Genomic DNA, 25,464 nt, shown 5'->3' on the forward strand with positions numbered 1-25,464 from the left:
GGCCCAAAGCTCAAAGCGGGGGGCAAGAGATCACTCGCCTGTGAGCAGGAAAATCACCATGTTCAAACACGCAGAGTGGCCAGAGAATGTGGTAATTTGATGAAATCTGGTGAAGAGGAGAGGCAATGCTGGCGCAGCAACGGCAGCAGGCGATTCTCGAGCGCGTCCGCAGGGACGGCGCCGCACGGGTCTCCGACCTCGTGCGCGAGCTCGGGGTCTCTGATATGACGATACGTCGCGACCTGGAGGTCCTGGCCGAACGCGGGCTGATCGAGAAGGTACACGGCGGCGCCACCGCGACCGGCCCCGGATCCACCGAGGAGCCCGGCTTCGCCGCCAAGTCGGTGCGCCAGCAGCCCGAGAAGGAAGCCATCGCGCGCCACGCCGCGTCCCTGGTCCATCCCGGGACGGCCGTGGCGCTGTCGGCCGGCACCACCACCTGGACCCTCGCCCACCACCTTCTCGACATTCCCGGACTCACGGTCATCACCAACTCCCTGCCGGTGGCCGACGTCTTCCACCGGGCCGGCCGCGGCGACCAGACCGTGGTCCTCACCGGAGGGGTACGCACCCCCTCGGACGCGCTGGTCGGGCCCGTCGCGGTCGCGGCCATCCGCGAACTGAACGTCGACACCCTCATGCTGGGCGTGCACGGCATGAACGCCAGGGCCGGGTTCACCACCCCCAACCTGCTGGAGGCGGAGACCAACCGCCAGATGGTCGCGGCGGCGCAGCAACTCGTGGTCATCGCCGACCACACCAAGTGGGGCACCGTGGGCATCAGCACGATCGCGAAACTGGAGGAGGCCCACGTGGTCATCAGCGATGTCGGACTCCCGGAGGAGGCGCGCTCGATCCTGTCCGAACGGACCGGCGCGCTCGTCCTCGCCGACCCGGCCGAGCCGGCACAGGCGGCGGGCCAGTGAAGCGCACGGTGACCCGCCTGGCCGACGGCCGGGAGCTGATCTACTTCGACCGCCACGACGACGCCGACCGCGGCGCCGTCGACACCCGCGAGCTGCCCCCGCGTCCGCACGCCAGCGAGCTGCGGCACGATCCGGTCATGGACGAGTGGGTGGCCGTCGCCGGGCACCGGCAGACCCGTACGTTCCTGCCGCCCGCCGACGAGTGCCCCCTGTGCCCCTCGGCGCCCGGCCGCCAGAGCGAGATCCCCTCGCCCGAGTACGACGTGGTGGTCTTCGAGAACCGCTTCCCGTCCTTCAGCTTCGACCTCGGCCGGTACGAGCAGGCAGGCGGCCTCAGCGAGGTACGGCCGGGCGTGGGCCGCTGCGAGGTGGTGTGCTTCACCTCCGAGCACGACTCGTCGTTCTCGGCCCTGTCCCCCGATCAGGTCGAGCTCGTCCTGACGGCCTGGGCCGACCGCACCGCGAAGCTCGGCGAGCTGCCCGGTGTCGAGCAGGTCTTCTGCTTCGAGAACCGCGGCGCCGAGATCGGCATCACGCTGCACCACCCGCACGGCCAGATCTACGCCTATCCCTACGTCACCCCGCGGACCCGCCAGATGCTGGCCTCGGCCGAGCGGTACCGCGAGCGCACGGGCGGCAGCCTGTTCGCCGACGTGCTGGCCGCCGAGCGCAAGGCCGAGACCCGCGTGGTGGCCTCCAACGACTACTGGACGGCGTTCGTGCCCGCCGCCGCGCGCTGGCCGTACGAGGTGCATCTCTACCTCAACCGGCAGGTGCCCGACCTGTGCTCGCTGGACGCCGAGGAGCGCGCCGCCTTCGCTCCCATCTATACCGATCTGCTCCGGCGGTTCGACGGGCTGTTCGGCAGGCCGATGCCGTACATCGCGGCCTGGCACCAGGCACCGGTCCACACCGGCCGCGACCTGGCCTACCTGCACCTTCAGCTGTTCAGCATCCGCAGGGCGCCGGAGAAGCTGAAGTACCTGGCGGGCTCGGAGTCCGCCATGGGCGCGTTCGTGAACGACGTCCTGCCCGAGGAGGCGGCCCGGCAGCTCAGGGAGCAGGACGGGCGGTAGTCAATCTGCGCGCAAAGTCGCGACAAACCGGTCTTTACTACTACCATCCATCGTCATCGGCCGTAACGGCCGTCCGCCTAATCCCAGGTGCCCCGCCTGGGAGCCGGGGACCCAATGGTTCCTCTGGGGTGAATCCGCGCCCACGTGCGTGGTAGGGCGCCTCCGGCCCGAACCCGTCAGCTAACCCGGTCGGCAGATGGAGAGGAGAGGGCTCTGCCCCCGACTTCGGGTCGTCATGCCTTCGTGACCGCAAGTGTTCTGACCGTGGCCGGGCTCCTGTTCGGCCAGGCGACGGCGGCGGACGCCGCGCCCAAACCCAGCGAGAAGCAGCTCAAAGCCCAGTTGACCTCGCTCAACAAGCAGGTCGACAAACTCATCACCGAGTACAACGCCAAGCGCGTGGCGGTCGCCAAGGCCAGGACCGCCGAGAAGGCCGCCCGCGGGCGCCTCACGACCGCGGACGCGGACCTGAAGCTCTCACAGAGCCAGGTGGGCGACATCGCCCAGCTGAGCTACCAGGCGGGCGGCCTCGGCGTCATGGGGCAGCTCATGGCCCCCGGCTACGGCGGCGCGGCCATGCTCCAGCAGTTGCAGGCCGAGCAGACCGCGAAGATCGCCCGGTACGCGCAGGCGCGCGACGCCCTGAAGAAGGCGGCCGACGACGCGGGCAGGCTCACCGACCAGCTCCGCCGGGACGTCGTCGAGGTGACCGGCCGGCGCAGGGACGCCGAGAAGCTGATCGGGCAGATCAAGGACAAGCTGGACCAGCTCGTGCCCACCGCGCCGGGCAAGCTGGCGAACGGCTCGTGGGCTCCCGAGCTGCCGGCCGGGGCCGACAACATCACCCCGCGGATGCGGCTGATGCGCGCCGAGGTGAAGCAGCACTTCCCGCTGCGCTTCCCCGTCGGCTGCTACCGCCCGGAGAACAGCGGCGAGCATCCCCTCGGCCGCGCCTGCGACTTCATGCTCAGCTCGGGGGGCTCGATGCCCTCGGCCGGGCAGGTGGCGCTCGGCGAACAGCTCGCCGCCTGGGCGATCAAGAACGGCCGCAAGCTGGGCGTGAAGTACGTGATCTACCGGCAGCGGATCTACAACCTGGGCTTCCCCGGCTGGCGCGGCATGGAGGACCGGGGCGGCATCACGGCCAACCACTTCGACCACGTGCACATCTCGATGTACTGACCTGGCTCCGCGCCGGGCTCCACCGTCCGCCTGAGCTCCTGGACGGCCTCTGCCGGCACCTCGCTGACACGCCGTCCGTTCTCGTGCGCCGTCACCCTTGTCGCCTTCGCGGAAGCCCCCCGGCCCCGGGGGTCAGCCCGACAGGCGGATGGGGTTCACGATGTCGGCGTAGATCAGCAGGCTGCTCATCACCAGGAGCACCACCGCCATCGCGTACGTCAGCGGGAGCGCCTTGGCGATGTCGACGTGGCCGGGCATCGGCCGGCGCCGCACCCGGGCGTACCCGCGCTTGAGGCCCTCCCAGAGCGCGCCCGCGATCTGTCCGCCGTCGAGGGGCAGCAGCGGGATGAGGTTGAACAGGCCGATCGCGAGGTTGACGCCCGCGAGCAACTGGATCAGCCCGGCCACCTTGGTGGCCATCGGGGCCGAGGACGCGGCGATCTCGCCGCCGATGCGGCCCGCGCCGACGACGCTGATGGGACTGTTCAGGTCGCGTTCCTTGCCGCCGAAGGCGGCCTGCCAGACCCCCACCAGCTTTTGGGGGAATCTCGCGATCGCCGCGGCGCTGCGCTGGGTGACGTCCCACATCACGCCCGCGACGTAGCCGGGCCCCTGTCGCTCGAGCACCATGACCGGGCTCACACCGAGGAAGCCGACCCCCTTGTCGATCTTGGTGGGGTCGTCGAGGGACTGACGGTCCTGGGCGATGAGGTTGGCGTTCAGCGTCATGGGCCGGCCGTCGCGCTCGATGCCGATGGTGACCGGGCCGGCGCCGTGGGAGCGGATGTACCGGGTGGCGTCCTCCCAGGAGCCCACCGGCCTGCCGTCGAAGGAGACGATCTTGTCCTTCGCCTGGAAGCCGGCCGTGGCCGCGGGGGTGAGCGGGTGCTTGGCGTCGCACTGCTGCCCCTTGGCCTGCTCGGCGACCGTCACCACGCACTTGGAGACCGACGCGACGACCGGCTTGGCGACCTCGACGCCGAAGCCCATCAGCACCACGGCGAACAGCAGGAAGGCCAGCACGAAGTTCATCGCGGGGCCGCCGACGAAGATGATCACCCGTTGCCACCAGGGCTTGCGGTACAGGACGCGGTCCTCGTCGCCGGGCCGGACCTCCTCCAGGGAGGCCTGCCTGGCGCTCTCGATGAGCCCCTGCCACGGCCCGGTGGACATGGTGCGCAGCCGGTTGGGGGCGTCGCCGGACCTGGGCGGCAGCGGGCCGATCATGCGGATGTAACCGCCGAGCGGGATCCACTTCACGCCGTACTCGGTCTCACCCCGGCGACGCGACCACAACGTGGGGCCGAAGCCCACCATGTACTGCGTGACCTTGACACCGAAGAGCTTGGCGGGCACCAGGTGGCCGAGCTCGTGCAGGCCGATGGAGATCATCATTCCGAGGAAGAAGATGAGAAACCCGGCCACGACGAGCCAGCTCATATGTGCTACCCCCACCTGCGGAGAAGAGGACGGGCGTTTACATTGCCCCCTCCGAGCGTAACCGAACCTGGCGAGGACTCCGGCCGTGTCGCCGAATCGGCCGGCAACGACCAACCTACGACTTCACTTGCGCGTCATGGATCTAATCGGGAAACTGCATTGACGGTTAGCAATCATGCAGACACCGTGGGATATGAGCGGGCAATGCGCCATTTGCCCGAGCTGTTACAAGGTCATAAGGGAGCACCTTGATACGCATCCTGGTCGCCGAGCATCTCCCGCTGGTACGCAGAGGCCTTGTGGCATCGCTGAACGCCGAGAAGGATCTCATGGTGGTCGCCGACGTCGCCTCGGGCGAGTACATCGTGCCGGCGACCCTGGAGCTCGAGCCGGATGTGGCCGTGGTCGACGTCGACCTGCCCGACGTCGACGGCCTCACCGCCGCCGCGCGCCTGCACGAGAAGGCTCCCCGATGCAGGGTGCTGCTGCTGTCGGCCCAGCCGAACCCCGGCCAGCTCAGGAGGGCCTTCGCCGCCCACGCCCTCGGGTTCCTCAGCATCGACGTGGCGCCCGAGCACGTCGCCGACGGCATCCGCCGGGTCGCCGCCGGCCGCAAGGCCGTCGACTCCGACCTGGCCATCGCGGCGCTGACCTCGGCGGACAACCCGCTCACGCCTCGCGAGATCGACGTGCTGCGCGTCGCCGCGCAGGGGGCGGGCTCCAAGGAGATCGCCGCGAAGTTATACCTGTCCGTCGGAACGGTCCGAAACCACCTGTCGCGCATCATCTACAAGACCGGCGCGCGCAACCGGCTGGAGGCGGTGCGCATCGCCGTGGAGGCGGGCTGGCTGTGAGCGGGCCGGTCAGGGACGCCAGATGAGGATCAGCGCGCAGTCGTCGTTGTGGCCGGCGGACATGGAGTTGACCAGTGGCCTGGCTCCGGTGAGGAAGCCCGTCGGCACCAGCCGCTCCGCCTCCCCGAGGAGCCGGTCGAGGCCGGAGTCGATGTCGCGGCCCGGCTGCTCGATGAGCCCGTCGGTGTAGAGCATCAGGGCGTCGCCCTTGCGGAGGACGCCGCTGTCGGGCTCGCAGTGCAGGTCGGGGACGACGCCCAGCACGACGCCCTTGGCGGCCGACACCTGCCAGGTGCCCGTGCCCGCGTCGAACTTCACCACCGGAGGGTGCCCGGCCGAGGTGATCTCGTAGGCCCCGGTGGACAGGTCGAGCCGCAGGTGGACGGCCGTGACGAACCCCTCCCCCTCGGGCTGCCGGTGGAGGTAGGCGTTGCAGGCGGGCAGGAAGGACTCCACGGACCCGAGCAGGCCGCCGAAGGTGCCCGACAGCATCAGCGCGCGGGTGCCGGCGTCGACCCCCTTGCCGGACACGTCGACCAGCGCGACCTCGAGGATGTCGTCGCGGCGGATCGAGACGAGGAAGTCGCCGCCGAACGACGAGCCGCCCGCCTGCTTGAGCACGACCTTGGAGCCCCACTCCTTGGCCGGCAGGGGCGGCAGCTCGCCCTGGCGCTTGAGGCGGTCGCGGAGCTCCAGGAGCATGGCGTCGCCGCGCAGGCCCTGGACGCCGAGCTTGCCGCGGGTGCGCGCCATCAGGAACGCGAGCACCGTGGTGAAGCCGATGGTCACCAGCAGGCCGGGCCCGACCGAGCGCACGCCGAGGACGACCGCGATGTACAGCAGGGCCGCCGCGACCGCGCCGACCAGGACCGCCAGGCTGCGCATGCGCAGCTGGAGCCCTCCGACCAGGGTGACCAGGATGAACAGGCTCGGCGAGAACCAGTCGGTGGAGACCCTGGCGGCGAGGCCGCCGAGCAGCAGGGTGAGGACGCTCAGGGTGATCAGAAGGTTCCGGTCGCGCGCCAAGGGGCCCCTGCGCAGGAATCGCACGATCGGCACCAGGAAGGGGATGCGCACCAGGATCGCGCGGAGCCGCGGGGGGATCAGCGGCGCCGGACGGGAACTCATGATGGACCTGACTCTATCTGCCCATCTGCACTTTAGGCAGCCGACTTGACCAACACCTTGATCATTAAACGGGGGATATTAGGTGGCCGATCCGGTTTGCCCGGTCCTAGCGTTAATCGAATGAACGACGAACCAAGCTTGCGGCTGAACACGGTCATCCGGCCCATAAAGGAGTCGGAGTGGCCCGAGCGGATCGAGATGCACGAGGAGGCCTTCGCCCAGGACCTCCGGCCGTCACAGGTCGCCAGGTACACGGCGCTGACCGAGTTCGACCGCACCCTCGGCGCCTTCGACGGTGACCGGCTGGTGGGCGTCACGCAGGGGCTGAGCTTCACGATGACGGTCCCGGGCGGGCCGCGGCCCGTCTGCGGCGTGACGGGGGTCGGCGTGCTCCCCTCTCACCGGCGCCGGGGCATCCTGTCCTCTCTGATGCGCCGCCAGCTGGCCGACCTCCACGAGAGCGGCGAGGCGGTGGCCGCGCTGTACGCCTCCGAGGGCGCCATCTACGGCCGCTTCGGCTACGGCAGGGCCGTCGACAACTTCTTCTTCCGTATCCCGAAGCGCGGGGCGCGTCTGGCCCCCCACGCGCCGTCCGACCCCTCGCTCCGGCTGCGCGTGACCAGGCCGGCGGCGGCGCGGGCCGACCTCGAGAAGGTCTTCGACGCGGTGCTGCCGACCCGGCCCGGCCTGTACGCCCGCGGCCCGGAGATCTGGGCCGGGGTGCTGGCCGACGAGGAGGACGGGCGGAGCGGTGCCACCTCGCTGCGCTGCGTGGTGGCGGAGGACGACGCGGGCCCGCGCGGGTACGCCCTCTTCCGCCTCAGGCCCGGCTTCACCGACCATGACCTGCCCGACGGCGAGGTACGGCTGATCGACCTGTTCGGCCTGGACCCGGCGGCGTACGCCCTGCTGTGGCGGCACCTGCTCGAGCGTGACCTGTGCTCGCTGGTGTTCGCCGGCAACCGCCCGGTCGACGACCCGATCATGCACCTGCTCGCCGAGCCGCGGCTGCTCAACGCGGGCTGGCTCGACGAGATGTGGGTGCGGGTGGTCGACGTGGAGCGGGCGCTGCCCGAACGGGCGTACTCCGCCCCGGTGGACGTCGTGATCGAGGTCGAGGACGACGTGTGCCCGTGGAACGCCGGACGCTGGCGGCTGTCGGCGGACGCCGAGGGCGCGACCTGCGTGCGCACGGACGCCCCCGCCGACCTGGCGCTCCCGGTCAGCGTGCTCGGCGCGGCCTACCTCGGCGGACGGCCGCTCGGAAGCTATGTGTCGGCGGGTGTCGTCCGCGAGACGCGGCCCGGCGCGGTGCGCGCGCTCTCGGCCGCCATGTCCTGGGAGACCACGCCCTGGGGTGGACTGGTCTTCTGACGGAGGCCGCCCGGAGCCTAGGATCTGGGCATGGCCCTGCAGAGCTTGCAGATCACTGCGATCACGGCGATGCGGGCGCGGGACGTCTCGCGCCCGACCGCCGAACACCAGGAGGCGGCCGACCGCCGGCCCCTGCGCGACGAGGCCGCCCGTAAGGCGGAGCCGCCGCGCAGGGCCGAGCCCGCGCGTAAGGCGGAACCCCGGCGCAAGGCCGAGCCCCGGCGCCGTAAGAGCTAGCCCGCCCCTACGGCAGGGGCGGGATCTCGCCGGTGGTCTCGTAGGCGGTGAGCTGGGAGATGCGCCGGGCGTGCCGCTCCTCGGCGGAGAACTCGGTGCCGAGGAAGACCTCGACGAAGCGCGTGGCCTCCTCGACCGGGTGCATGCGCGCGCCGATGCTGATGACGTTGGCGTCGTTGTGCAGGCGGGCGAGCGAGGCGGTCTGCTCGCTCCAGGCCAGGGCGGCGCGGACGCCGCGCACCTTGTTGGCCGCGATCTGCTCGCCGTTGCCCGAGCCGCCGATGACCACTCCGAAGCTCCCGGGGTCCTGGGCGACGGCCTCGGCGGCCCGCAGCACGAAGGCCGGGTAGTCGTCCTCGGCGTCGTAGACGAAGGGACCGTGGTCGACCGCCTCGTGGCCGTGGTCTTTCAGCCAGGAGACGAGGTGGTTCTTCAGTTCGTAGCCCGCGTGGTCGGCGGCGATGTAGACGCGCACCGGGCCATTCTCGCAGCCTCCCGCACCGAGGGTCCATTCGGGCGCGCCACGCGGGCCGTGGGGCGGAGGGAAGCGCGCCGACGCCGGTGGTGAAGGGTCACGAGTGGGGCGCGTTCCGTTACAGTAATAGGCGCATCGGCACCTGACCCCTTACTGGAGAGCTCCATGCGTGAGATCCGCGTGATCGGTGACCCCGTCCTGCGCACCCCCACCGAGCCGATCAGCGAGTTCGACAGGGATCTTCGGCGGCTCATCGACGAGATGATGGAGTCGATGTACGCCGCCGACGGCGTCGGCCTCGCCGCGCCCCAGATCGGCGTGTCCAAGAAGCTGTTCGTGTACGACGTCAACGGGCGCAAGGGGCACGTCGTCAACCCCGAGCTCACGATCGACGACCCCGAGGAGGTCCTCGACGAGGAGGGGTGCCTGTCGGTGCCGGGCCGCGACACCGGCAAGCCGCTGTACGCCCCGACACCGCGCGCGGCGGGGGTGAGCGTGCGGGGGTTCGACCGGCTCGGCCGTCCCGTGCGGCTGAAGGCCCGTGGCCTGCTCGCCCGCTGCTTCCAGCATGAGTACGACCACCTGGAAGGCACGCTCTACATCGACCGCCTGTCCAAGGAGGCCGCCCGCAAGATCCTCCTGCAGGCGCCCTGAGCCCTCGTCAGGCCACCCGGCGCGCCCTAGGCAGCAGGTGGCGGGCCTTGACCAGAGGCCGGACGGCCAGGGCGAGGCCCACCAGCAGCATCAGCGCCACGAACACCCACTCGTTGGAGCCGCCCGGGCCGTACACATGGCCCCGGCGGCCGGTGTCGAACGCCGGGGAGGTGGCGCCGGCCGTGAACGTGTCGCGCTCGCTGCCGTAGAAGGCGATGCCGCGGCGTACGAGCCTGGAGTCACCCGACCGGAAGGTGCCGAGCCAGGAGCACTGCTCGTGGCCGGGGTGCTGCACGCACTCCAGCCGCTCGGCCGTGAAGGTGCCCTGGACGCCGTCGCCGCGCAGGGCGGCCAGCGCGGGCCCGGTGTTCGGCGCGGCCAGCAGGATCAGGAGCAGCCCACCGACGGCCAGGGCGATGTCGAACATCCCGACCCGGCGGACCCGCACGCCTGCCTCTTCCAACGACGTCTCCCGGCTAGAACTGCAGCGACTTGATCTCCAGGTATTCGTCGAGCCCGAACTCTCCGAGTTCACGGCCGATCCCCGACTGCTTGTACCCCCCGAAGGGCGCCGAGGGGTTGAACCGGCCGCCGTTGATCGTCACCTGTCCGGTGCGCAGCCTGCGCGCCACCGTCACGGCCTCCTCCTCGGTGGCGGCCCACACCGCGCCCGCCAGGCCGTACGGCGTGCCGTTGGCGATGTCGACGGCCTCGTCGGCCGAGGTGTAGGGCACGATCGACAGCACGGGGCCGAAAATCTCCTCCTGCTCGATGGCCATACCCGGCGCCACGCCGGCGAAGACGGTGGGCTCGACGTAGAAGCCGCGCTCCAACGGACGGTCGCCGCCGCCCGCGACCAGCCGCGCGCCCTCCTCCTGCCCGCGGTTGATGTAACGGACGACGCGGTCGCGCTGGAGGGCCGACACCAGCGGGCCCAGGCGCGTGGCCGGGTCAAAGGGGTCGCCGATGGTGTAGGTGGAGGCGGCCTCGACCGACAGCTTGACCGCCTCGTCGTACTGGTCGCGGTGGACGAGCATGCGGGTCCAGGCGGAGCAGGTCTGGCCGGAGTTGAGGAACGCGTTGGCCACGCCGGCCTTCACGGCGGCCCGGAGGTCGGCGCTGGGGAGGATGACGTTCGCGGACTTGCCGCCGAGCTCCAGGGCGACGCGTTTGACGGTCTCGGCGGCGAGGGCGGCGACCCGCCTGCCGGCGCGGGTGGAACCGGTGAAGGAGACCATGTCGACGTCGGGGTGACCGGCGATGGCCTCGCCGACGACGGGGCCGTGCCCGCTCACCATGTTGAAGACCCCCGGGGGCAGGCCCACCTCGTGGAAGATCTCCGCCAGCGCGTAGGCCGCGAGCGGGGCGACCTCACTCGGCTTGAGCACGACGGTGCACCCCGCGGCGAGCGCCGGCCCCACCTTGCACAGGACCTGGTGGAGGGGATAGTTCCACGGCGTGATGGCCCCGACGACGCCGGCGGGCTCGCGCAGTATGAGGGAGTTGCCGAGGCGGTGCCCGGCCTCGGCCCGCTCCTCGGCGAGCCGGGCGTACTCCGCCAGCACTCCGGCGGGCATCAGGGTCTGCACCTTCAGCGCCACGGAGTACGGCGCGCCCATGTCGACGGCGATGGTGCGGGCCACGTCCTCGGCACGGGACTCGAGCAGCTCGGCCGCGGCGGCGAGGAACCTGCCGCGCTCGGCCGGGGCCGTGGCCGACCAGGCCGGGAAGGCCGCGCGTGCCGCGGAGACGGCCCGGTCGACGTCCCCGGCCGAACCGGCGGGCACGCGGTCGACGACCTCCTCGGTCGCGGGGTTGACGACGTCGACGCCGTCACCGGAGGAGGACGGGACCCAGGCTCCATGCACGTAGAGCTGTCGCATGACCTTCAATCCTCGGGGCGCGGCTCGGGGGGCGGCGAGGATCGCGGGCCCCGGGCGGCGGTGTCCGCCGCCCGGGGGTCGCGGGTCCGATGGATGTGGTGCCGCGCGGTCGCCGGCATCCTGTCGCCTTATCGACTGACAGTACGGTCAAATGAGCGGTACGGCTTGAGTTGACCATGGTGACCGGGTGTGCCGCAACCTTCGCCGTTAGTCGAAGATCGGTTCGCGGGTGCGGGAGCGCTTCAGTTCGAAGAAACCGTCGGTTCCGGCCACCAGCAGGACGCCGTCCCACAGCTTCCCGGCGTCCTCGCCCTTGGGGGCGGGCGAGATGACCGGGCCGAAGAAGGCCACGCCGCCGACCGAGATCACCGGCGTGCCGACCTCCTGGCCGACCAGGTCGATCCCGTTGCTGTGCGAGGCCCGGATGGCGGCGTCGTACTCGGTGGACTCGGTGGCGGCCACCAGGGCGGGGTCGAGCCCGGCGGCCTCCAGGGCCTCGGAGAGCACTTCGCGGATGGCCGCGACCCCGTCGAACTCCTGCTCGGAGCCCGTGGGCTTCAGCCGCCTCTGGTTGTGGATGCGGAGGCCGACGTGGGTGTAGAGGTCGCCGAGGACGTCCTCGCCGTACTTTTCGGCGGCCGCCTGCAGCACGCGGACCGGCAGCATGGCGTTCTTGAGGCCCTCGCGGTATTCCGCGGGGATGTCCTTGTCCTCGTTGAGGACGAAGAGGCTCATGATGTGCCAGCGCGGCTCGATGGGCCGTACGGCCCGCACCTCCAGGAGCCATCGGGACGTCATCCAGGCCCAGGGGCAGAGGGGGTCGAACCAGAAGTCCACCGGGGTTCGTTCAGTCATGGCCAGCTTCCTCTTCGTGCTTGTGGTGGTACGCAGCCACAACCTGCCCGGCGGCGGGTTCTATTCCCCGGTCGACCGGTAGGAATTACCGCGGTCGTTCTCAGCCCGGGACGGCGCCGGCAACCCGGAGCGGAACCGATATACGAACTTTTTGCTCTATATATGGCCGTTTTACCGACCTAACCGCTTTGCCGCGCTCAGCGAGCCGATCGGGGCCCCAACAGCGGGACAACTCCTTCCCGGCCGGGGATACCGCGCTTCCGGTGCGGCATTACGGCGCCCGACGTGGCAGGATTCATGCATCCCTCTCGCGATGGGGCGGGGGAGAGTTCGTGATGAGGAGCGGATGTGGCAGGCAACCTGACCCGTGACGAAGCCCGGGAGCGGGCGCGACTGCTGAAGGTCGAGTCCTACTCGGTCGAACTCGACCTCACCGAGGGTGAGGAGCGGTTCGAGAGCATCACCACGGTCCGCTTCTCCTGCACCGACCCCGGCGCCACCACCTTCATCGACCTGGCCGAGGCCAAGGTCCGCAAGGCCGTCCTCAACGGCGAGCAGATCGACGTCACCGCCTACGACCTCGAGAAGGGCCGCCTGCCCCTCCCCGCGCTCGCGGCGAGCAACCAGCTGCAGATCGACGCCGACTGCACCTACATGCGCAGCGGCGAGGGCCTGCACCGCTTCGTCGACCCGGTCGACCAGAAGGTCTACCTGCACTCGCAGTTCGAGACGGCCGACGCGCACCGCATGTACGCCTGCTTCGACCAGCCCGACCTCAAGGCCTCCTTCGAGCTCAGCGTGCTGGCGCCTGCCGACTGGCAGGTCGTCTCCAACGCCGCCCCCGACACCGTCGAGGATCTCGACGCGCACGAGGGCCGCCACGGCACCCTCCAGCAGGCCAAGCGCTGGCACTTCCCGCCCACGCCGGTCATGTCGACCTACATCACCGCCCTGGTCGCCGGGCCGTACTCCGTGGTGCGCGACGAGCACGACGGCATCCCGCTCGGTGTCTACTGCCGGGCCTCCCTCGCCGAGCACCTCGACGCCGGCAACATCTTCGAGGTCACCAAGCAGGGCTTCGACTTCTTCCACCGCGTCTTCGGCCTGCGCTACCCCTTCGGCAAGTACGACCAGCTCTTCGTCCCGGAGTTCAACGCGGGCGCGATGGAGAACGCCGGCGCGGTCACCTTCCTCGAGGACTACGTCTTCCGCTCGCGGGTCACCGACGCGGTGGTGGAGCGCCGCGCCGAGACGATCCTGCACGAGATGGCCCACATGTGGTTCGGTGACCTGGTCACCATGCGCTGGTGGGACGACCTGTGGCTGAACGAGTCGTTCGCCACCTACATGTCGATCCTCTGCCAGGCCGAGGCCACCCGCTGGGGCCAGGGCGCCTGGACCACCTTCGCCAACGTCGAGAAGGCCTGGGCCTACCGCCAGGACCAGCTGCCCTCCACCCACCCGATCGCGGCCGACATCCCCGACATGCAGGCCGTCGAGGTCAACTTCGACGGCATCACCTACGCCAAGGGCGCCTCGGTGCTCAAGCAGCTGGTGGCCTACGTCGGGCTCGACAACTTCCTGGCCGGCGTCCGCGACTACTTCGGCGAGCACGCCTGGGGCAACACCGAGCTGAAGGACCTGCTGACGGCGCTCGAGCGCACCTCCGGCCGCGACCTGTCGTCCTGGTCGAAGGAGTGGCTGGAGACCTCCTGGGTCAACACCCTGCGCCCGTCCTTCACCGTCGACCCGGAGGGGCGCTTCCTCTCCTTCGACGTGCTGCAGGAGGCCCCCGCCGACTACCCGACCCTGCGCTCCCACCGCGTCGCCATCGGCCTGTACTCCCGCTCGGGCGAGGAGCTCGTGCGGGTCAAGCGCGTCGAGCTCGACGTCGTGGGCACCCGCACGCCCGTCCAGGAGCTGATCGGCGAGCAGCAGCCCGACCTGGTGCTGATCAACGACGACGACCTCACCTACGCCAAGATCCGCCTCGACGAGCGGTCGCTGCGCACCCTGGTCGACGGCGGCATCGTCCGCTTCAGCGAGTCGCTGCCGCGCGCCCTGTGCTGGTCGGCCGCCTGGGACATGACCCGCGACGCCGAGATGGCCACCCGCGACTACGTCAGGCTCGTCACCTCCGGCGTCCACTCCATCGGCGACATCACCGTCGTGCAGACCGTGCTCCGCCAGGCCCGCCAGGCCGTCCAGCAGTACGCCGACCCGGCTTGGCGCGAGACCGGTTTCGCCGAGCTGTCGGCCGCGCTGCGCCGGCTGATCGACTCCGCCGAGCCGGGCTCCGACCACCAGCTGGCCTACGTCAACGCCTTCACCGCCGGCGCCACCTCCGCCGACGACCTCGCGTTCGTCAAGGCCATCCTCGACGGCACCTCCGTCCCCGAGGGCCTCACCGTCGACGCCGACCTGCGCTGGACTCTCACCCACGCGCTGGTCTCGGGCGGCATCCTGACCGCCGAGGACATCGCGGCCGAGCTCCGGCGCGACCCGACGGCCACCGGCGAGCGGTCGGCGGCCATGTGCACCGCGGCGATCCCGACGGCCGAGAGCAAGGCCGAGGCGTGGGAGGCGATCCTCGGCGGCTCGCTCAGCGGCGCCGTGATGCGCTCCACGATCACGGGATTCATGGACCCCCACCACGTCGAGCTGCTCGAGCCGTACGGCGAGCGGTTCTTCGAGGAGGTGGGCCGCGTCTGGAAGACCTGGTCGTCCGACAGCGCGCAGCGCTTCGCGATCGGGTGCTACCCCGCTCTGCCGATCGACGCGACCACGGTGGCCCGCACGCAGGACTACATCTCCGCCAACGAGCCGCCGCACGCCCTGCGCCGTCTGCTGCTGGAGGGCGCCGACGGCATCAGCCGCGCCCTGCGGGCCCGAGCCAAGGACGCCTCGGCCGCCTGATCCTCAGCCCCGCCACCCCGGCCCGCGGCCCTATCGAGGGGCCGGGCCGTCCTGCCCCGAGGTCACCCTCCTTGAGGCCCGGCCCGTCCGATGTCCAAGTCCGGTTGGACATCGGGCGGGCCGGTCGGCTTCCGGAGCACGGGCCGGTCCCACGGACGTGAGAGGGTGTCGGAGTGCACTCGCCCCTCGAACTCCTGACCGAACTCGCGCGGCGGCACGCCTTCGGCGACCTCGGAGCCCTGGCCCCCATGGTCATCCCCGATGCGATGCCGATCCCGGCGCTGTGCGAGTTCGGCGAACGCCTGCTCACCCTCGACGCCGAGGACTTCGCCACCGAGGTCGACGCCAAAACCGTGCCGGCCGACCTCAGACGCCGGGCGCGCGAGTGCCACATGCCCCAGACGCCGCGGGAGCAGCCACGGGGCGCGCTCGCCTCGCTCCGCCCCGCCTACGGCCTGCTCCTGGAGGTCATCCGGGTGCGCTGGGAGCGGCGCGAGCTCAGTTCGGTCATGTCGGCCGTGCACATCGCCGGCGAGTACCTTCCGCTGCTGGCGTTCGAGCCCGTGCTCGGGCACTCGGGCGACCCGGCACGCTGGCCGGAGGGGTTGCGCGCCGAGGGCAGCCGCTTCGGGGCCATCGGCGACCGTGAGTGCGATCACACCAAGTCCGAGAAGTCCGCCGCCGAGCGCACGCTCCGGGTGGCGCAGGAGCCGCCGGAGGGCTGGCGGGCGTACTTCGACCGCCAGCACAGCCAGCTCGCCGGGGCCTTGGCGACCTGCGTCGCCAAGTGCCGCAACCCCTGCACGGCGATGGAGTGGGTGGCCGCCGAGGAGCGCGAGCGCCTGGCCCTGCGGTGCAGGACCGCGCTCGCGTTCGCCGACACCCCGCTGGTGCGGCTGCGCCACGCCGCGCCCGTCGGCCACGGCTTCGGCGTCCCCTCGCCGGAGGAGGTGCTCGACGCCTGGGCGCGCAGCCGGTCGTACCTCGACAAGAACGACGTCGGCCACCAGGCGACCCTCGACGACGGCTTCCCGCTGCCGGGTCTGCCGAGCCTGTTCACGGCGATCGCCGGCACGCCGATCAGTCCCGCGACGCTCCTCGCCGACGTGGCCGCCCATCTGGTCTCGCTGATCGGCGCGCGGGAGATGCGCGGCGCGGGCGTCTGAACCTCTCCCGCGGCCCTACCAGACCGAGGGGCGGCGGTCGCCCCAGAAGCCGCCGACCGCAGCCTCCACCTGGGCGGACAGCGAGATGAGCGTCGCCTCGTCGCCGAACCGCCCGGCCAGCATGACGCCCACCGGCAGGCCCGCGTCGGTCCAGTGCAGGGGGAGGTTGACGGCGGGCTGGCCGCTGACGTTGTAGGTGGCGGCGAACGGCGCGAACCGCTCCATACGGTGGAAGGTCTCCTCGGGGTCCTCGACGTCCTCGAACCAGCCGACGGGCACGGGCGGCCGGGTGACGGTAGGGGAGAGGACGGCGTCGTACTCGTTCATGACGAGGAACCCGAAGCGCGTCGCCGTCTGGAGCGCGGCCTGGGCCTGGAGGAACACCGGGGCGGGCGTGGCGAAGCCGCGCTCGCGGAGCCACCTGGTCAGCGGGCGGAGCTTGGGCTCCATGGACGGGTCGACGGGGTGCATGCACGCGAAGCAGAACCACAGCTTCTCGAACTCCGCCACGATCGAGGAGTCGAACGGCGCGGGCATGTCGACGACCTCGTGACCGAGCGAGGCCAGCAGCTCGGAGGCCTTTTCGTAGGCGGCCAGAACGTCCGGGTGCACCTCGGCGCCGGGCACGACCGGCGTCGCGTTCCTGCCGATGCGCAGGCGGCCCGGCTCGCGGGTGGCGGCCTCGGTGAAGCCGACGGGGGACGGCGGGGCGACGTACAGGTCACCCGGCTGGTTGTGCGCCATCACCTCGAGCAGGGCGGCGGCGTCGGCGACCGTGCGGGCGATCGGGCCGTTGGTCGACAGGCCGGCCAGGTCGGGGACGATCGGCGCGAAGGAGATGCGCCCCCGGGTGGGCTTGATGCCGTAGAGCCCGCAGACGGAGGCGGGGATGCGGATGGAACCCGCCCCGTCGCTGCCGTGCGCGGCCGGGGCGAGCCCCGCCGCGACGGCCGCCGCCGCTCCCCCGCTCGAACCGCCCGCCGAACGGGTGAGGTCCCACGGGGTGCGCGTGGGGGGCGACACGTAGGTCTCGGTGTAGCAGGGCAGGCCGAACTCGGGCGTGGCGGTCTTGCCCAGCATGATCGTGCCGGCCTCGCGCAGCCGCTCCACCACGCTGTCGTCCACGGGCGCCACGAAACCCTCGTAGGTGGAGGAGCCGAACTGGATCGGGACGTCCTTGACGAGGTTGAGGTCCTTGATCGGGATGGGCACACCGGCCAGTGGGGGAAGTTCCGCGCCCCGCGTGACCAGCGCTTCCACGGCCCGCGCCTCTTCCAGGGCGCGTTCGGGGGTCACCGTTACGAAGGCTCCGACCTCGGGGTCGAGCCGCTGGATCCGTTCGAGGTAGTGCTCGGTTATCTCCACCGGGGACAGCTCTCGGTTACGGACCGCCGCGGCCTGCTCCAGAGCTGTAAGATCGTGTATGTGCGCCACGCTTTCGCACAGTAGGGCCTGCGAGCACGAGTTATCTAGAGAGAAAAGTGTTTGATACCCGGCTTTTCGCCCTGCAATGCGAGAACACATGGCCACAAAAATGTGAACTAGCCAACACTAGGCACGCCCTTGGGCGTCAACTACCGTGAGTTACGTGGATTCCGGTCTAGAACCAGACGACGGTCACAATACGTCACCCATTTGGGTGAGTGATCGCCCTTCGGAGCCGAAATCTCGGCCCTCAGCTCCTGAGGCGACTTATGCGCCTGTCGAGCGCGCCTCACTGCTCGGCATGCTCCAGCAGCCCAAATACCGGCATCTGCGGCTGCGCGCGCTGATCGCCGTCGGTGCGGGTCTCATCGTGGGCATCCCGATGTGGAGCTGGCGGCTCGGCCTGGTCGCGGCGATCATCGCCGCCATCGCCGACACGGTGTACCGCGCGCGCACCGCCTCCTCGGTCGCACCCTGGCGCCGTGTCTCGGCGGCCGAGCGGCACACCGAGGCCCAGTTGAAGAAGCTGGAGCGCAGCGGCTACCGCACTCTTCACGCGCGGGCCATCCCCGACAGCGAGGCGCAGATCGACCACCTCGTCGTCGGCCCGACGGGTGTCTACGCCGTCGACTCGGAGAAATGGGACAAACGACTGCCCGTGCGCGTCCAGTCCCACCGAAAGCTGTTCCACGGGCCGTTCAACCAGAAGCCGCGCCTCGACGAGGCGCGCTGGGAGGCCTCCCGTGCGAGCGAGTTGATCACGGAGGCCCTCGGGCGCGAGATCACCGTCGTGCCGTCCCTGGCGATCTACGGCCCGGCCATCCCGTGGAAGATCCTCAACATCCGCGAGGTCGACGTCTTCGACGGGAGCCGCGTGCGCAGGTGGATCACCAACCGCGAGCGCTCCCTGACGAACGAGGAGATCGAGGAGATCTACGTCGCGGCGGAGGCCGTCCTGCCGCCCCGCTATCCCGAGAGCTGACCGTCCAAGAGGTCCTTCGGGGTTCCCGTCATCGTTCCACCACTGCCCCCGGGAATCCCGAAGGATCTTCGCCTGCTCGCCTCGCCCGGCGCGCGAGGGGGCGCGGCGCCCCTCACGGGTCCAATCTCTGGACCGCTGGTCTCGACAGGTGGTCGATGGTCGTACCATTTGAGGATTCAGCAGTCCTCGGATGGGAGAACGGTCATGCCGGCCCTCAGGTCTCGTACGGTCACTCATGGCAGGAACATGGTCGGGGCCCGCGCCCTCCTCCGCGCCACGGGCGTAGCCGGCGGCGACTTCGGCAAGCCGATCATCGCGATTGCCAACAGCTTCACCCAGTTCGTCCCCGGCCACGTCCACCTGCGCGAGGTTGCCGAGGTGGTCGCGGGCGCCGTCCGCGAGGCGGGGGCGATCCCCCGCGAGTTCAACACGATCGCGGTGGACGACGGCATCGCCATGGGTCACGGCGGCATGCTCTACTCCCTGCCCTCGCGGGAGCTGATCGCCGACGCGGTCGAGTACATGGTGAACGCCCACTGCGCCGACGCCCTGGTCTGCGTCTCCAACTGCGACAAGATCACCCCGGGCATGCTGCTGGCCGCGTTCCGGCTGAACATCCCGGTGGTCTTCGTCTCCGGCGGCCCGATGGAGGCCGGGAAGACCCCCGGCCGCAAGCTCGACCTGATCGACCCGATGGTCGCCGCGGCCGACGAGAGCGTCTCGGACGCCGAGCTGCTCGAGATGGAGGAGAACGCCTGCCCGACCTGCGGCTCCTGCAGCGGCATGTTCACCGCCAACTCCATGAACTGCCTGGCCGAGGCCATCGGTCTCGCGCTGCCGGGCAACGGCACCACGCTCGCCACCCACAAGGCCCGCAAGGCGCTGTTCGAGCAGGCCGGCCGCCAGGTCGTCGAGCTCACCAAGCGCTACTACGACCAGGACGACGAGTCGGTTCTGCCGCGCAACATCGCCACCCGCGACGCCTTCGAGAACGCCATGGCGCTCGACGTCGCCATGGGCGGCTCGACGAACACGATCCTCCACCTGCTCGCCGCGGCGCGCGAGGCGGGCGTCGACTTCGGCCTGAAGGAGATCAACGAGCTCTCCCTGCGCGTGCCGTGCCTGTGCAAGGTCGCGCCCGCCACCTCCAAGTACCACGTCGAGGACGTCCACCGGGCGGGCGGCATCCCGGCGATCCTCGGCGAGCTCGACCGCGCGGGGCTGCTCAACCGCGAAACCCACAGCATCCACGCGGCCTCCCTCACCGAGTACATCAACACCTGGGACCCCAAGTCTCCGCAGGTGAGCGAGGAGGCCCTGGAGCTCTGGCACGCCGCGCCCGGCAACGCCCGCACGATCAAGCCCTACTCTCAGGAAGCCCGGTGGGAGTCCCTCGACCTCGACCGCGCCGAGGGCTGCATCCGCGACCTGGAGCACGCCTACACCCGCGACGGCGGTCTCGCCGTGCTGTACGGCAATCTCGCGCCGGAGGGCTGCATCGTCAAGACCGCCGGCGTCGACGAGTCGATCTGGAAGTTCAGCGGCCCGGCCGTGGTGTTCGAGTCGCAGGAGGACGCCGTCGACGGCATCCTCGGCGGCAAGGTCACCGAGGGCGACGTCGTGGTGATCCGCTACGAAGGGCCCAAGGGCGGCCCGGGGATGCAGGAGATGCTCTACCCGACGAGCTTCCTGAAGGGCAAGGGCCTCGGCAAGGCGTGCGCGCTGGTCACCGATGGCCGCTTCTCCGGGGGCACGTCCGGTCTGTCCATCGGCCACGCCTCCCCGGAGGCGGCCGAGGGCGGCATCATCGCCCTGGTCGAGGACGGCGACCTCATCGAGATCGACATCCCGGGCCGGAGCATCGAGCTGAAGGTCTCCGAGGCCGATCTCGCCGCGCGCCGCGAGCGGCTGCTGGCCGACCTCGGCCGCTACCGCCCGCGCGACCGCAACCGGCCGGTGAGCGCCGCCCTGCAGGCCTACGCCGCGCTCACCACCTCGGCCTCCACCGGCGCCTCGCGCGACCTGTCCCAGCTCTCCCACTGACGGTCCCGCCGGGTGGTACGGCTCCCCGCGAGCCGTGCCACCCGGCCGGGAGGACACGCCCGCCTTACCTCAGGGTCGGGAAGAGTCACCCTCCGGCAGGGCCTTCCCAGACCTGGTGTTCGAAAAATGTCGGTGGCGAACAGTACTGTGGATGTATGGCCAACGTCACCACGCCGCTCCTGACGACCGCCGAAATCGCAGCTCTCGCCCTGTCTCTCGCCCATCTCGGAGACGGCCCCCAGGCGATCACCGCGCGCCGGGGCCTGCGCCACGTGTTCGAAAACCTCGACCTCGACGACGACGTCGTGGCCTCCACCCTCGACACCCTGACCAGACCGCTTCCCCCCGAGGTCGCCCGGCGAGCCCGCACGATCGCCGGCGCGGTCACCGGCCGCCAGGTGGTGCGCCTGCACTACCGCGACGCCGGAGGCCACGTCAGCTCGCGCGACGTCGAGCCGGTCACCTGCCTGGTCCACCGCGATCACTGGTATCTCGTCGGCTGGTGCCGCACCAAGGTCGGCATCAGGGCGTTCCGGTTCGACCGCATCGTCGCCGTCGAGCCGACCCTGGCCGCCGCCCACCCCCACCGTCCAGAGCGCTACCTGCCCTTCCAGCGGAGGAAGGCCGCCTGACACCTCAGTGCCCGCCGGCCCGGCCGGGCCGGCGGGCACGAGCGTGTGTTCGGGCCGGTCAGCCGCAGCAGCCGCCTCCGCAGCAGCCCCCGCCACCGCCGCTCGGGCGGGGCGCGGAGGCGCCGCCGGTGACGGCGACGGTGGACAGCAGCTTCACCGTGTCGTCGTGGCCCTCCGGGCAGACGGCGGCGTCGCTCGCGGCCGACATGGGCCGGGAGATCTCGAAGGTCGATCCGCAGGCGCGGCAGCGATAGTCGTAGCGAGGCATGCCATCAGGGTACGGCCTGCGGCGCCGGCGATCAGCGCCCAAGCCGCCCCTGCCTTGCGACCTCAGGCCGCCGTCTCCGTGAGGTAGGGCGCCCACTGGGGGTCGCCGTCGAACTGGGCGCCGATGAGGCGCCAGTGGGCTCCTCGCGGCACGACCGGCGCGACGCGCAGCGACCAGCCGAGCTCCTCCAGCAGGCGATCGGCCTTGCGGTGATTGCACTGCATGCAGGAGGCGACGCAGTTCTCCCAGGTGTGCAGCCCGCCGCGTGAGCGGGGCTGCACGTGGTCGATGGTCTCCGCCCGCTGCCCGCAGTAGGCGCAGCGATAGTCGTCCCTGCGCATCAGCGCGGCCCGCGTCAACGGGATGCGCGAACGGTAGGGGATACGGACGTACCGCCGGAGCCGGATGACCGACGGTACGTCGACGGTGCGTGAGGCCGAGCGCAGCACGGCGCCCCGGCCGTCACGATGAACGACATCCGCCTTCTCCCTGATCACGAGCACCACGGCCCGATGCAGGTTGAGGGTGGTGAGTGGCTCGAATGTGGCGTTCAGCAGCAGGACCTGGCGCATCAGCGGCCCTCTCCCGCCGTGCACGTCACCTCAGGGGATGCGCCGCGGCGCATCCCGGCTTGCGGCCCGTCGTCTTGGGCCCCGGATGCTTCCGTCACGTGGACCTCCGCCGGGCGGCCCAGCGGATGGGTTCCACGGCACCGCCCTTCAGCAAGTGTGGCCTTTCGGTCGACTCTCCCGCCACCCCAATTAACGGTCGTGTCTCCCAGACCCCGCCTCCCGGTTTATGTCCGGTTCACCCCGTTAAGCAAACCTGTTGGGCAAAGATCGGTTCTCGTCCGAGAAGATCCACCTGTTCCGTCACCGTCCCGGGGATTGCCGAAACCGCGCCTCACGAGCGGTAAGAGAGGTGCCATAAGCTCGGCTACATGACGCGAGTGCCGTACCCGAACGCCCACCGGGACGACGTGGTCGACGACTACCACGGAACGCCGGTACCCGACCCGTACCGCTGGCTCGAAGACGCCGACCACCCCTCCACCAAGGAGTGGCTCGAGGCGCAGAGTGAGCTGTTCACCAAGGCCATGGCCGCGTCACCGAGGCGGGAGAGCTTCCGCGACCGCATCGCCGAGCTGGTGAAGGCCGGTACGGTCGGCGCCCCGGCCTGGCGCGGGGACCGGCGCTTCTTCATGCGCCGCACGCCCGACCAGGAGCACGCCGTCCTGTACACCGTCGGTCCCGACGGGGCCGAGCAGGTCCTGCTCGACCCCATGGCGATCGACTCCTCGGGCCTGACCACGGTCGACTCCTGGCAGCCCGACAAGGAAGGCCGGCTGCTGGCCTACCAGATCTCCGTGGGCGGCGACGAGGAGTCCCAGCTCCACGTGATCGACGTCGTCACCGGCGAGCGGCTCGACGGGCCGATCGACCGCTGCCGCTACTCCCCCATCGCCTGGCTCCCGGGCGGCGAGGCGTTCTACTACGTCCGCAGGCTCGCTCCCGGCGAGGTGCCCGAGGGCGAGGAGCAGTACCACCGCCGGGTCTACCTGCACCGGGTCGGCACGCCGGCCGAGCAGGACGTGATGATCTTCGGCGAAGGGCTGGAGAAGACCAACTACTACGGCGTCTCGGTCTCCCGGGACGGCCGGTGGCTGTCGATCTCCGCCTCCCGCGGCACCGCCCCGCGCAACGAGCTGTGGATGGCCGACCTGTCGGCCTCCCCCGCGGAGGCCCCGGCGCTGCTTAACGTGCAGGAGGGCGTCGACGCGCAGACGGCCCTGCTGTTCGGCCGTGACGGCCGCCTGTACGTCTTCACCGACCGCGACGCCCCGCGCGCCCGCATCTGTGTGACCTCGCCCGACAGGCCCGGTCACGACGACTGGCGCGACCTGATCCCCGAGGACCCCGAGGCGGTGCTGTCCGACTTCGCGATCCTCGACGACCTCGAGCGCCCGGTGATGCTCGTCGCCTGGACGCGCCACGCCATCAGCGAGATCACCGTGCACGACCTCGTGACGGGCGAGAAGATCGGCGAGGTGCCCACCCCCGGGCTGGGCACGATCGGCGGCATCACCGAGCGGCCCGAGGGCGGCCACGAGGCCTGGTTCGGCTACACCGACCACACCACCCCGACCAGCGTCCTGCGCTACGACGCCCGCACGGGCGAGACCAGCCTGTGGGCGGCCTCGCCGGGCGCGGTCGAGGTCCCCGAGGTGCGCACCGAGCAGGTGGTCTACCGCTCCAAGGACGGCACCGACGTCCACATGATCGTGATCTCCCGGCCCGGCGAGGGGCCCCGGCCGACCATCCTGTACGGCTACGGCGGCTTCGGGGTGTCGCTGACGCCCGGATTCTCCGGCGCGATCCTGTCGTGGGTGGAGGCGGGCGGTGTGTACGCCGTCGCCCAGCTGCGCGGCGGCGGCGAGCAGGGCGAGGAGTGGCACCGCGCGGGCATGCTCGGTAACAAGCAGAACGTCTTCGACGACCTGCACGCCGCCGCCGAGCACCTGATCGCCACGGGCGTCACCACGCCCGAGCGGCTCGCGATCTCCGGAGGGTCGAACGGCGGCCTGCTGGTCGGCGCCGCGCTGACCCAGCGGCCCGATCTGTACGCGGCGGTCGCCTGCTCGGCCCCGCTGCTCGACATGGTGCGCTACGAGCAGTTCGGCCTGGGCGCCACCTGGAACGTCGAGTACGGCTCGGCGGCCGTCCCCGAGGAGTTCGCCTGGCTGTGGGGTTACTCTCCTTACCACCACGTGCGTGAGGGGGTCCGCTACCCGGCCACGCTGTTCATGGTGTTCGGCTCCGACACCCGGGTGCACCCGCTGCACGCCTGGAAGATGTGCGCGGCGCTCCAGCGGGCCCAGACGGCCGACGACAGGCCCATCCTGCTGCGCAACGAGAGCGAGGTGGGCCACGGGGCGCGCGCGGTGAGCAGATCGGTCGAGCTGATGGCCGACCAGATGGCGTTCCTGGCCCAGCACACCGGCCTGTGAGGCCGCGGGTCTCCTAGCGGGGAAAGACGATCGTCTTGTGGCCGTCGAGCAGCACCCGCTGCTCGGCGTGCCACCGGACGGCCCGCGCCAGCGCCAGGCACTCGACGTCGCGGCCCATCGCGGCCAGGTCGTCGGGCGAGTGGGTGTGGTTCACCCGGACGACCTCCTGCTCGATGATCGGCCCTTCGTCGAGGTCGGGCGTGACGTAGTGGGCGGTCGCGCCGATCAGCTTCACGCCCCGGGAGTACGCCTGGTGGTACGGCTTGGCGCCCTTGAACGACGGCAGGAACGAGTGGTGGATGTTGATCACCTTGCCGGCGAGCTTGCCGCACAGATCCTCCGAGAGCACCTGCATGTAGCGCGCGAGCACCACCAGATCGGCGCGGTAGTGCTCCACGAGCGTGAGGATCTCGGTCTCCTGACGCGGCTTGGACTCCGGCGTCACCGGCAGGTGGTGGTAGTCGATGCCGTACGACTGGGTGAGGGGCCGCAGGTCGGGATGGTTGGACACCACGGCGACGATCTCGATGTCGAGCAGCCCGGAGCGCACGCGGTACAGCAGGTCGTTCAGGCAGTGACCGAGCTTGCTGACCATGACCAGCACCCGGGGCCGGACGGCGAGGTCGCGCAGCCGGAACTCCATCGACAGCTCGGGGGCGAGGGCGGTGAACGCCTGGCGCAGCTCGTCCTCGGGCAGTGACGAGGTGAACTGGACGCGCAGGAAGAACCGCTTGGCCACCCGGTCGCCGAACTGCTGGCTCTCGGTGATGTCGCATCCCCGGGCGGCGAGCATGCCGGAGACGGCCGCCACCACGCCCGGCCTGTTCGGACAGGACAGGGTCACCACGTATTCGGAGCTCACCGGCCACTCACCTCTTCGCTCGGCGCCTGTGGCAGATTACCGCCCCCGGCGGGCACGCCGGGCCGTACTTCCGCGGGCC

At 70.7% G+C, this 25,464-nt stretch carries 23 protein-coding genes and 1 riboswitch; of the genes, 13 read left to right on the plus strand and 10 right to left on the minus strand.

The features are described 5' to 3' along the window. The first annotated feature begins 125 nt into the window (after positions 1-125). The 3 genes from KIK05_RS35075 (at position 126) to KIK05_RS35085 (ending at position 3,184) form a co-directional block, all read left to right on the plus strand. The gene (locus KIK05_RS35075; protein WP_214415148.1) at positions 126-926 is read left to right on the plus strand and encodes a DeoR/GlpR family DNA-binding transcription regulator; all 801 of its coding nucleotides are present in this window, start codon (positions 126-128) and stop codon (positions 924-926) included. Beyond that, a complete protein-coding gene (gene galT / locus KIK05_RS35080; protein ID WP_214415149.1) occupies positions 923-2,002 on the plus strand; it encodes a galactose-1-phosphate uridylyltransferase in 1,080 nt (359 codons plus the stop codon). The genes KIK05_RS35075 and galT overlap by 4 nt, the downstream gene beginning before the upstream one ends. A gap of 64 nt (positions 2,003-2,066) precedes the next feature. Continuing rightward, a riboswitch (cyclic di-AMP (ydaO/yuaA leader) is annotated at positions 2,067-2,211 on the plus strand. A gap of 34 nt (positions 2,212-2,245) precedes the next feature. After that, a complete protein-coding gene (locus tag KIK05_RS35085; protein ID WP_308250231.1) occupies positions 2,246-3,184 on the plus strand; it encodes a coiled-coil domain-containing protein in 939 nt (312 codons plus the stop codon). Between the two features lie 132 nt (positions 3,185-3,316). Here the strand turns inward: KIK05_RS35085 and KIK05_RS35090 are convergent, their stop codons facing one another. Continuing rightward, a complete protein-coding gene (locus KIK05_RS35090; protein WP_214415150.1) occupies positions 3,317-4,624 on the minus strand; it encodes a M50 family metallopeptidase in 1,308 nt (435 codons plus the stop codon). Between the two features lie 248 nt (positions 4,625-4,872). Between KIK05_RS35090 and KIK05_RS35095 the strand changes: the two genes are divergently transcribed. Further along, a complete protein-coding gene (locus tag KIK05_RS35095; protein WP_214415151.1) occupies positions 4,873-5,478 on the plus strand; it encodes a response regulator transcription factor in 606 nt (201 codons plus the stop codon). Positions 5,479-5,487: 9 nt separating this feature from the next. On the opposite strand, the gene KIK05_RS35100 is transcribed toward KIK05_RS35095, so the two are convergent. Continuing rightward, the gene (locus tag KIK05_RS35100) at positions 5,488-6,606 is read right to left on the minus strand and encodes a PP2C family protein-serine/threonine phosphatase (RefSeq protein WP_214415152.1); all 1,119 of its coding nucleotides are present in this window, start codon (positions 6,604-6,606) and stop codon (positions 5,488-5,490) included. A gap of 120 nt (positions 6,607-6,726) precedes the next feature. On the opposite strand from KIK05_RS35100, the gene KIK05_RS35105 reads away from it, so the two are divergent. Together KIK05_RS35105 and KIK05_RS35110 are read left to right on the plus strand one after the other, a co-directional pair. After that, a complete protein-coding gene (locus KIK05_RS35105) occupies positions 6,727-7,980 on the plus strand; it encodes a GNAT family N-acetyltransferase (RefSeq protein ID WP_250563976.1) in 1,254 nt (417 codons plus the stop codon). Between the two features lie 30 nt (positions 7,981-8,010). Further along, positions 8,011-8,217 (plus strand): hypothetical protein, encoded by a 207-nt coding sequence (locus tag KIK05_RS35110; protein ID WP_214415153.1) that lies wholly within the window; start codon positions 8,011-8,013, stop codon positions 8,215-8,217. A gap of 7 nt (positions 8,218-8,224) precedes the next feature. Here KIK05_RS35110 and KIK05_RS35115 read toward each other — a convergent pair whose 3' ends face one another. Then, a complete protein-coding gene (locus tag KIK05_RS35115) occupies positions 8,225-8,692 on the minus strand; it encodes a ribose-5-phosphate isomerase (RefSeq protein ID WP_214415154.1) in 468 nt (155 codons plus the stop codon). 165 nt (positions 8,693-8,857) lie between these two features. On the opposite strand from KIK05_RS35115, the gene def reads away from it, so the two are divergent. After that, on the plus strand, positions 8,858-9,346 hold the full coding sequence (gene def, locus KIK05_RS35120; RefSeq protein ID WP_214415155.1) for a peptide deformylase: 489 nt from the start codon (positions 8,858-8,860) through the stop codon (positions 9,344-9,346). 7 nt (positions 9,347-9,353) lie between these two features. Here def and KIK05_RS35125 read toward each other — a convergent pair whose 3' ends face one another. From KIK05_RS35125 to KIK05_RS35135, 3 genes are all read right to left on the minus strand, one after another. Beyond that, positions 9,354-9,809 (minus strand): hypothetical protein, encoded by a 456-nt coding sequence (locus KIK05_RS35125; protein WP_214415156.1) that lies wholly within the window; start codon positions 9,807-9,809, stop codon positions 9,354-9,356. A 13-nt stretch (positions 9,810-9,822) separates the two neighbouring features. Next, positions 9,823-11,229: an aldehyde dehydrogenase family protein gene (locus tag KIK05_RS35130; RefSeq protein WP_214415157.1), complete on the minus strand. Its 1,407-nt coding sequence runs from the start codon at positions 11,227-11,229 to the stop codon at positions 9,823-9,825. 207 nt (positions 11,230-11,436) lie between these two features. Then, positions 11,437-12,084 (minus strand): mycothiol-dependent nitroreductase Rv2466c family protein, encoded by a 648-nt coding sequence (locus KIK05_RS35135; RefSeq protein ID WP_214415158.1) that lies wholly within the window; start codon positions 12,082-12,084, stop codon positions 11,437-11,439. A gap of 348 nt (positions 12,085-12,432) precedes the next feature. Here KIK05_RS35135 and pepN point away from each other — a divergent pair, with 348 nt between their 5' ends. Together pepN and KIK05_RS35145 are read left to right on the plus strand one after the other, a co-directional pair. Then, positions 12,433-15,000 carry an aminopeptidase N gene (gene pepN, locus KIK05_RS35140; protein ID WP_214415159.1) on the plus strand — a complete coding sequence of 856 codons (2,568 nt, stop codon included), beginning with the start codon at positions 12,433-12,435 and terminating at the stop codon, positions 14,998-15,000. Between the two features lie 173 nt (positions 15,001-15,173). Beyond that, positions 15,174-16,166, plus strand: coding sequence for a hypothetical protein (locus tag KIK05_RS35145; RefSeq protein WP_214415160.1), 993 nt, complete (start codon positions 15,174-15,176; stop codon positions 16,164-16,166). Positions 16,167-16,181: 15 nt separating this feature from the next. Here KIK05_RS35145 and KIK05_RS35150 read toward each other — a convergent pair whose 3' ends face one another. Then, a complete protein-coding gene (locus tag KIK05_RS35150; protein ID WP_214415161.1) occupies positions 16,182-17,600 on the minus strand; it encodes an amidase in 1,419 nt (472 codons plus the stop codon). 292 nt (positions 17,601-17,892) lie between these two features. Between KIK05_RS35150 and KIK05_RS35155 the strand changes: the two genes are divergently transcribed. The 3 genes from KIK05_RS35155 (at position 17,893) to KIK05_RS35165 (ending at position 21,248) form a co-directional block, all read left to right on the plus strand. After that, positions 17,893-18,573 (plus strand): nuclease-related domain-containing protein, encoded by a 681-nt coding sequence (locus KIK05_RS35155; protein WP_250563977.1) that lies wholly within the window; start codon positions 17,893-17,895, stop codon positions 18,571-18,573. A 204-nt stretch (positions 18,574-18,777) separates the two neighbouring features. Continuing rightward, complete coding sequence (ilvD, locus tag KIK05_RS35160) at positions 18,778-20,616, plus strand: dihydroxy-acid dehydratase (RefSeq protein WP_214415163.1); 1,839 nt, start codon at positions 18,778-18,780, stop codon at positions 20,614-20,616. Between the two features lie 155 nt (positions 20,617-20,771). Beyond that, on the plus strand, positions 20,772-21,248 hold the full coding sequence (locus tag KIK05_RS35165; RefSeq protein ID WP_214415164.1) for a helix-turn-helix transcriptional regulator: 477 nt from the start codon (positions 20,772-20,774) through the stop codon (positions 21,246-21,248). Positions 21,249-21,306: 58 nt separating this feature from the next. Here the strand turns inward: KIK05_RS35165 and KIK05_RS35170 are convergent, their stop codons facing one another. After that, entirely contained in the window at positions 21,307-21,516 is a 210-nt protein-coding gene (locus KIK05_RS35170; protein WP_214415165.1) for an FmdB family zinc ribbon protein, read from the minus strand. 62 nt (positions 21,517-21,578) lie between these two features. Next, positions 21,579-22,088 carry an HNH endonuclease gene (locus tag KIK05_RS35175; RefSeq protein WP_214415245.1) on the minus strand — a complete coding sequence of 170 codons (510 nt, stop codon included), beginning with the start codon at positions 22,086-22,088 and terminating at the stop codon, positions 21,579-21,581. A 368-nt stretch (positions 22,089-22,456) separates the two neighbouring features. Here KIK05_RS35175 and KIK05_RS35180 point away from each other — a divergent pair, with 368 nt between their 5' ends. After that, positions 22,457-24,523 (plus strand): prolyl oligopeptidase family serine peptidase, encoded by a 2,067-nt coding sequence (locus KIK05_RS35180; protein ID WP_214415166.1) that lies wholly within the window; start codon positions 22,457-22,459, stop codon positions 24,521-24,523. 13 nt (positions 24,524-24,536) lie between these two features. On the opposite strand, the gene purU is transcribed toward KIK05_RS35180, so the two are convergent. Further along, positions 24,537-25,385 carry a formyltetrahydrofolate deformylase gene (purU, locus tag KIK05_RS35185; protein ID WP_214415167.1) on the minus strand — a complete coding sequence of 283 codons (849 nt, stop codon included), beginning with the start codon at positions 25,383-25,385 and terminating at the stop codon, positions 24,537-24,539. Positions 25,386-25,464: the final 79 nt, after the last annotated feature.

It is taken from the genome of Sphaerisporangium fuscum (genome assembly GCF_018531465.1).
Classification (GTDB): domain Bacteria; phylum Actinomycetota; class Actinomycetes; order Streptosporangiales; family Streptosporangiaceae; genus Sphaerisporangium; species Sphaerisporangium fuscum.

Coding starts and splice junctions, on each gene's coding strand:
- KIK05_RS35180 (WP_214415166.1), top strand. CDS start 22,457: ATGACGCGAGTGCCGTACCCGAACGCCCACCGGGACGACGTGGTCGAC.
- KIK05_RS35100 (WP_214415152.1), bottom strand. CDS start 6,606: ATGAGTTCCCGTCCGGCGCCGCTGATCCCCCCGCGGCTCCGCGCGATC.
- KIK05_RS35175 (WP_214415245.1), bottom strand. CDS start 22,088: ATGCGCCAGGTCCTGCTGCTGAACGCCACATTCGAGCCACTCACCACC.
- KIK05_RS35135 (WP_214415158.1), bottom strand. CDS start 12,084: ATGACTGAACGAACCCCGGTGGACTTCTGGTTCGACCCCCTCTGCCCC.
- KIK05_RS35110 (WP_214415153.1), top strand. CDS start 8,011: ATGGCCCTGCAGAGCTTGCAGATCACTGCGATCACGGCGATGCGGGCG.
- ilvD (WP_214415163.1), top strand. CDS start 18,778: ATGCCGGCCCTCAGGTCTCGTACGGTCACTCATGGCAGGAACATGGTC.
- KIK05_RS35130 (WP_214415157.1), bottom strand. CDS start 11,229: ATGCGACAGCTCTACGTGCATGGAGCCTGGGTCCCGTCCTCCTCCGGT.
- def (WP_214415155.1), top strand. CDS start 8,858: ATGCGTGAGATCCGCGTGATCGGTGACCCCGTCCTGCGCACCCCCACC.
- KIK05_RS35075 (WP_214415148.1), top strand. CDS start 126: ATGCTGGCGCAGCAACGGCAGCAGGCGATTCTCGAGCGCGTCCGCAGG.
- KIK05_RS35165 (WP_214415164.1), top strand. CDS start 20,772: ATGGCCAACGTCACCACGCCGCTCCTGACGACCGCCGAAATCGCAGCT.
- KIK05_RS35170 (WP_214415165.1), bottom strand. CDS start 21,516: ATGCCTCGCTACGACTATCGCTGCCGCGCCTGCGGATCGACCTTCGAG.
- KIK05_RS35155 (WP_250563977.1), top strand. CDS start 17,893: ATGCTCCAGCAGCCCAAATACCGGCATCTGCGGCTGCGCGCGCTGATC.
- KIK05_RS35090 (WP_214415150.1), bottom strand. CDS start 4,624: ATGAGCTGGCTCGTCGTGGCCGGGTTTCTCATCTTCTTCCTCGGAATG.
- KIK05_RS35105 (WP_250563976.1), top strand. CDS start 6,727: ATGAACGACGAACCAAGCTTGCGGCTGAACACGGTCATCCGGCCCATA.